Genomic DNA, 5,993 nt, shown 5'->3' on the forward strand with positions numbered 1-5,993 from the left:
CAGAAAAGGTTGCTCATCATCACCCCCGTCAGTCCGGGAGTTTGAATCACGCAGGCCGGGCAGCCTCAAGCAAATCAATGGGTCCTGAGCCTAGGGCCTCTCCTCTCCCCTGGGAGCAGGGCGAATCGCCGATCCTCAAATGGCGACTGTCGTGAGCACGGTGTCGGCCTCAGGCTGCGAACCGGCGGCCCTCCTCCTCCTCGACATTGCGATTTTAGTGCTTTGAGGCTACATGGCTTCCAAGGCATGAGGGCCGTATGCCGTGGACTGTTTTGTTTTCCGAGGAATTCGAGCCGGAGTTCGACGATTTCCCGCAGGCGGTTCAAGATGCGATCCTCGCCCAAGTACTCCTTCTGGAACGCGAAAGACCCTCGCTCGGCAGACCGCACGCGGACACCCTGACCGGGTCGAAGCATGTGAACATGAAGGAGCTGCGCTGCAACGCCGCTGGCGGCGTCTGGCGCATCGCTTTCGCATTCGATCCTGGACGACAGGCGATTGATTCTGCTTGTCGGCGGGGACAAGTCAGGTGGCAGCGAAAAGCGCTTCTATAAGCGGCTGATCGTTCGGGCCGACGGGCGGTTCGACCGTCATCTGGCTGAACTGAAAGGGTGAAGGCTATGGCACGGACCCTGAACGACAAGCTGGCAGCACTTGATCCCGCTCGCCGCGCGGGCATCGAAGCCGAGGCTGATCGGCTCCAGGCCGAATACCTGACGCTGCGGGAGCTTCGGAAGGCTAGGGAGCTGACACAGGTCCAGCTGGCCGAAACCCTTGGCATCCAACAGGCGACGGTTGCGAGATACGAACGTCAGAGCGATCTGCTGCTGTCGACGCTGTCGACGCTGTCGAGCTACGTGCGGGCCATGGGCGGTAGCCTCAAGCTGATGGTGGAGTTTCCCGGCCGGGCACCAGTGGCTCTCGACGGGCTGGGCGAGACCGAGAAGCCGCACCGCTGCGGCCGCGCCAAGACTTCCAAACGGTGACTTTGAGAGTCGCGTTCAGCTTATGGTTGATTTTACTTCGGTTTTCTCGGACCCTGCCCCTTGCTCATGCCAGCCCCTCCACGGGCTGTCATACAGGAGGCAGAAATTGAATAGCTATGGCTTTCGCGAAGCTCTTCTGGCGGACGTCGCCAATCGACCTGAAACGCTACGGTGGAAAAAACGCAAGATCTTGGCCGCCCTCCGAGACCTCTTCGGAATGGAGGTTGCGTTCATCTCTCGCTTTACGCCGACATCGCGAGAATTCGACCTAGTCGAAAGCCACGACCCCGGATTTGCGGCCGACGTTCTGAGCGCTGCAGCCACGCCGCTGGATCAGAGTTATTGTTTCCGCATTGCGATCGGACATGCCCCGAACTTGATGCCAAATGCACAAGAGGAACCCGCAGTCGCGGATATTTCCGAGACCTTGTCGCTTCCGGTGGGTGCGCATCTCAGCGTTCCAATCGTGCTGTCGTCGGGCCGGACCTACGGCATGCTTTGCGCCTTCAGCCGCAAGCCCAATTCCGAGCTGGCCGATCGCGACGTGGCTCTGTTCACGCTTTGCGCCGATCTGTTATCGCGTGACATCGAGGCGGTCATCCTGGATGATCTCCCCAAATCCACGGCGGCAGACGAGTTTTCGAAGACTCTGGCCGAGACGTCGTTTGATTTTTTTCTGCAACCGATAACAAGCATGCCGGGACGGGTCCCTGTCGGTTTCGAGCTGCTGACTCGCTTCGCTCCAGAACTGGGAAGCGTCGAACAGATATTTGACCGCGCCCGGCACCTCGATATGGTCATGACACTGGAAGAAAAGGTAGCGCGCACGGCCTCCAGAGTTTTGGCCCGGCTCGACCGTAGTGTTTGGCTTGCCATCAATTTCTCAGTTTCCTCGATCGAGAGCTGTGATTTCGAAGCGATCTTTCCTCCGGATTATCGCGACCGCCTTGTTCTTGAAATCACCGAGCACGAACGGGTTGTCGACTATGCCTCCTTCCTAGCGCGGATCAAGGCCCTCCGAGGCTTCGGTTTTCGCATCGCCGTGGATGACGTCGGGGCCGGGTATTCGAGCCTGCGACACGTGCTCCAACTTCGTCCGGAGATCCTTAAGATCGACAGATCGTTTGTCGCTGGGATTGACCAAAGCCCCGATCAGCAGACTTTCGTGCGGGCAATTCGGGAGTATGCTGCGTCATACGGCGGAATGGTTATTGCCGAGGGGGTCGAAACCGCGAGCGAGGAGGCCGAGCTTGTTCGCCTCGGAGCGTATCTCGCGCAAGGCTATCACATTGCGAAGCCCCGCCGCTGGACCGAAGTCCTGCCACCGTGCTAAATCCGCTTCGGATCACCCGAGACCAGGATAGTGTCCCCGCTCGGGTGACCATGAAAAGGCGCCGAACGCGACGAACGCCCGCTCCCGCCTCACCGCCCATATCCAATTCACCCGGCCCTGCTCTGCATCAAAGGTCCGCTCGTAAGCTGAAGCGGCCACGCGCCGACGCAATGGCACCTGCGGCCGTCGCTCGGACGCTCGCTGCCGATAGCCGTCGTTCGGTCCCCCAAGCCCGATCCGGCAGCGGATCAAGGAAGCGGCCGTTCACCCCCGCTGCGGCATGCCCTGGAGCGCCAAGGTCCGGAGAGCGGGACGAAGCGGGCTTTCGTTGCGGCTGCTCTAGGCTCCAGACTCATTAATCCTCAAAGCCAGAAGATGACGGTTGCGGCGAGGGCGATAGCGGAGAGGAAGGTCTTCGCGCAGAGCCTAACAAACGCGACCATGCTCCACGTTCCAAGCATGCTCCGCCCCCCATTAGGCGCTTCATCTTGGGGGGTATTCGTGCGAGATGACGTAAGCCTCGCGAGCTTGGAGGAGCAAGAACTGAAATGCCCAAGGACTTAAGAACGCTTAAGGTGCGGTACCCATCGGCCAGAACCTTCAAGTTTGGCGATGATCCCGCTTTATCCAGCGCACTGCTGTCGTTGGTGCGAAATGGAAAGAAAGTCGCAACATGCAGCGCCCTGTACGAGTTCCAAAATGGCGAGCCTTCCCCGGAGATCGGTCGGCGCGATATCTGTCTCGATTGGGACGGCACTCCAGCCGTTGTGATTGAGACCGTTGAGTTGATCCAATGCAGGTTTGATGAAGTTACCGAAGAAATGGCTCTTGCCGAAGGCGAGGATGAAAATCTGGAGGGTTGGCGCGCAGGGCATCGTGGCTATTTCGAACGGAACGGCGGGTTTTCACCGGACATGCAGATTATTTGGGAAAGGTTCGTTCTTATCGAGGACTTGGCGACAGAATGATAAGTCGCCTAATGGCAACCCATTTCTGAGCTGCCGGTGGATTAATCGACTCGACTGTATTGACCGCGTGATGTGACGGTCCGGAAGCGACGTGACCGCTCTGTCCCGCCCTCCGGACCTTGGCGGCCTGAGTGCATGCTGCAGCTGGGATGAACGGCCGCTTCCATGATCTGCGGGCAGCGCGCCCTTGGGGCATCAAACGTCCGCAATCGGCAGGGAGGGGGCATGGTAAACGGAAGACTGGTGGCGTACATAACCTCCGCGAGCCAACCTATGGAAGGCGCTATGCCGCCTTCTCTCAGCGGCGATCTCTCAGCGGCGATGCGAACGGCTGCAGTTCGCCCCGAGCGACCGCTTCCTTCTAGACGGCGCGGCGATTTGCTGAAGGTCCGCTCTGGAAGCTCGGCCGACGCTCCGGAACGGTCCCGAACGGCAGTTCCCCGCCCAGACTGCCGAAATCCAGCCGACTCGGCGTCGAAGCGCGGTCGAAGAGGCCCTTGCCGTAATCGTCCTCGCCGCCCCAATAGGGCGGATCGAGATAGAACAGCGCCTGCGGGCCATCATAACGCGCCAGCACCTCCTGCCAGGGCAGGTTCTCGAAGACCACGCCATCGAGCCGGCTATGGGCGGAATCGAACAGCGGGCCGACTTTGGCTAGGCTGAAGCGCGACCCGCACCCAGGCTGCACGCCGAAGACATCGCTCGGACGTCCTCCGAAGGCCAAGCGTTGCAGATAGAGGAACCGCGCGGCGTGTTCCAGATCGGTCAGGGTGGCCGGATCGCAGGCGCGGAGCCGCTCGAACTCGCGGCGCGAGGTGATCTGGAAACGCATGACCTCCATCAGCTGCGGATAGGCAATGGGTCGACCCCCACTGGGTCAGGCCTAGCAGGGGTCTAATGTTTTGATTTCAGTTCTTTGATAAGTTTAGTGGACCCTTCCCTGGCCAGTTCTGTTGATAGGAACAAACCGCTAAAAATTGGTTGAGCAAATACCCCCACGCTCGCCTTTTAGCTGTATTTTTTTGTTAACGCCGCCTTCCTCTGACCGCCTCGCCGATCCTTCGCCCGATCTCGGCTGGCGAGGGGGCGATCCATCCAATCAGGGCGACCAGCACGATCCAGGCGGGGAGTTCGTTGACGACGACGGTTTCCACGCGGTCGGCACGGAGGCGGTTTTCCGATTGCTCCTGTCGGATATCGCGGGCGCGGGGTCTGACGATGCTGGGCGCGTTTTCGACCTTCACGCCCTGGACGTTCTCGGCCCCGGCCTGGACATTCGCGGCGAGGTTGGGGCCAAGGGGCACCGGCAGGCCGCCGCAGCCTGCCAGCAGCAGGGCCGCGAGGATCAGTCGAGGCCGGACAGGCATAGCGCGCGTTCCGCGGTGCGGCGGTTGACGAGGCCGGGCACGGTGCGACCGCCCGCCTTCACCCACAGCATGAGGGCATCGCAGGCGCCGGGCAGATCGCCCGCGAGCGCCCGGCGGGACATGCTTGACCGGCAGAAAGCGCCGGACCCGATATTGTAGGCGGCCGAGACGAAGGCGGCGCGGGTCTCGACCGGCAGCGTGGCGGGCAGACAGGGGCGGATCTCGGCCTCGAACTGCGCGGCGCGGGTCGCGAGGCGGCTGCGGCACTCTTCCGGCGCCACGGTCTGGCCCGGCCCGACGCCCCGGGTTTCGCCGTAGCAGATCGTCCAGACTCCGACGATATCCTGATAGGAGGCGGTGCGGAGGCCCTCCCAGGGGGCGATCAGCGCGACGGCCGCGGCGATCACCGCGGCGGCGGCCCCGCCCTTCGCGGCGGTGCGACGGCGGATCATCGGTCTGCCCCCTGAAGGCCGGTCTGCGCAATCAGGCGGGCCAGCACGGCGGCGGCGGACAGCACCCCCACGACGGCGGCATAGACATCCGGCGGCAGGCCCAGCATGTCGGCCGAGAGCAGCGAGGCGGCCGCCTCAAGGCCGGAGAGGATGACCATGGCGGCCAGAATCCACACCGACCACGCACGGCGCAGCACCGCGCGCCAGTTGGGCACGAGTTTCATTTGGGATCTCCTGTGGCTGGGAACGGCCCGGTGTCAGGGCCAGACGATCAGCGCCAGCCAGATGGCGGCGGTGAGGGTGAGATAGAGGGGCAGACTCATTTCCCGCCCCGCCAGAGGCGCAGCATCTCGGCCAGATGGGCCGGGTCGCGCTTCAGCCAGAGGAGCGCCGCGGCGGCGGTTTCCAGCGCCAGCGGGCCGAGGACCGTCACGCCGACGATGGTCAGCTGCTCGGGCGTTCCCAGCCAGAGGGCGATCTCGGGGCCCGCGACATAGCCGATGGCGCCCGAGGCGATCACGATGCCCATGCGCGCGACCAGCGCCATGCCATCGGTGCGGAGCCAGACCAGCACCAGCGCGCCGAGGATCGCCAGCAGGGTGCGGAGCGCGCTGTCGGTCGCCTCGATCATGGCTCAGTCCGCGATATAGTCGCGGCGACGGTAGAGACACGCCCGCCCGCCGCCGAAGGTGCCGACATTGCTGCCGCCAGAGATCAGGACCAGCCGGATCCGCGATGTCCGGCGCGCGGGCCCCCCGAGCGCGATGGTCGCGCTGAGCCCCACCGACCCGATCTGGTCGTAGATGTAGTCGGGGCGGGCAATACCGATGGGCCGCGGGCGCAGCGGGTCGGGGATCCGGATCCGGCCGCCAAGCGGAACCCGGGCC

At 63.1% G+C, this 5,993-nt stretch carries 10 protein-coding genes; 4 read left to right on the top strand and 6 right to left on the bottom strand.

From position 1 onward, the window contains the following. Window positions 1-257 precede the first annotated feature (257 nt). From EV657_RS20900 to EV657_RS20915, 4 genes are all read left to right on the top strand, one after another. Window positions 258-554 (top strand): type II toxin-antitoxin system RelE/ParE family toxin, encoded by a 297-nt coding sequence (locus tag EV657_RS20900; protein WP_243837771.1) that lies wholly within the window; start codon window positions 258-260, stop codon window positions 552-554. Window positions 555-620: 66 nt separating this feature from the next. Next, window positions 621-986 carry a helix-turn-helix transcriptional regulator gene (locus EV657_RS20905; RefSeq protein ID WP_134079762.1) on the top strand — a complete coding sequence of 122 codons (366 nt, stop codon included), beginning with the start codon at window positions 621-623 and terminating at the stop codon, window positions 984-986. A gap of 106 nt (window positions 987-1,092) precedes the next feature. Continuing rightward, the gene (locus EV657_RS22590; RefSeq protein WP_166673759.1) at window positions 1,093-2,319 is read left to right on the top strand and encodes a sensor domain-containing phosphodiesterase; all 1,227 of its coding nucleotides are present in this window, start codon (window positions 1,093-1,095) and stop codon (window positions 2,317-2,319) included. 548 nt (window positions 2,320-2,867) lie between these two features. Further along, on the top strand, window positions 2,868-3,287 hold the full coding sequence (locus EV657_RS20915; RefSeq protein ID WP_134079766.1) for an ASCH domain-containing protein: 420 nt from the start codon (window positions 2,868-2,870) through the stop codon (window positions 3,285-3,287). A 361-nt stretch (window positions 3,288-3,648) separates the two neighbouring features. On the opposite strand, the gene EV657_RS20920 is transcribed toward EV657_RS20915, so the two are convergent. The 6 genes from EV657_RS20920 to EV657_RS21780 form a co-directional block, all read right to left on the bottom strand. Continuing rightward, window positions 3,649-4,119 (bottom strand): DNA adenine methylase, encoded by a 471-nt coding sequence (locus EV657_RS20920; protein WP_425057279.1) that lies wholly within the window; start codon window positions 4,117-4,119, stop codon window positions 3,649-3,651. 193 nt (window positions 4,120-4,312) lie between these two features. Further along, a complete protein-coding gene (locus tag EV657_RS20925) occupies window positions 4,313-4,654 on the bottom strand; it encodes a bacteriophage spanin2 family protein (RefSeq protein ID WP_134079768.1) in 342 nt (113 codons plus the stop codon). Continuing rightward, window positions 4,633-5,106, bottom strand: a complete 474-nt coding sequence (locus tag EV657_RS20930; RefSeq protein WP_134079770.1) for a lysozyme — start codon at window positions 5,104-5,106, stop codon at window positions 4,633-4,635. The genes EV657_RS20925 and EV657_RS20930 overlap by 22 nt, the downstream gene beginning before the upstream one ends. Continuing rightward, entirely contained in the window at window positions 5,103-5,330 is a 228-nt protein-coding gene (locus tag EV657_RS20935; RefSeq protein ID WP_134079771.1) for a DUF7940 domain-containing protein, read from the bottom strand. Before EV657_RS20935 ends, EV657_RS20930 begins: the two co-directional genes overlap by 4 nt. A 95-nt stretch (window positions 5,331-5,425) precedes the next feature. Next, window positions 5,426-5,737 carry a hypothetical protein gene (locus EV657_RS20940; protein WP_134079773.1) on the bottom strand — a complete coding sequence of 104 codons (312 nt, stop codon included), beginning with the start codon at window positions 5,735-5,737 and terminating at the stop codon, window positions 5,426-5,428. Between the two features lie 3 nt (window positions 5,738-5,740). Beyond that, a partial coding sequence (locus tag EV657_RS21780; RefSeq protein WP_166673760.1) for a hypothetical protein occupies window positions 5,741-5,993 on the bottom strand: 253 nt, incomplete at its 5' end.

Origin of the sequence: Rhodovulum visakhapatnamense (assembly GCF_004365965.1) — a bacterium.
GTDB lineage: Bacteria > Pseudomonadota > Alphaproteobacteria > Rhodobacterales > Rhodobacteraceae > Rhodovulum > Rhodovulum visakhapatnamense.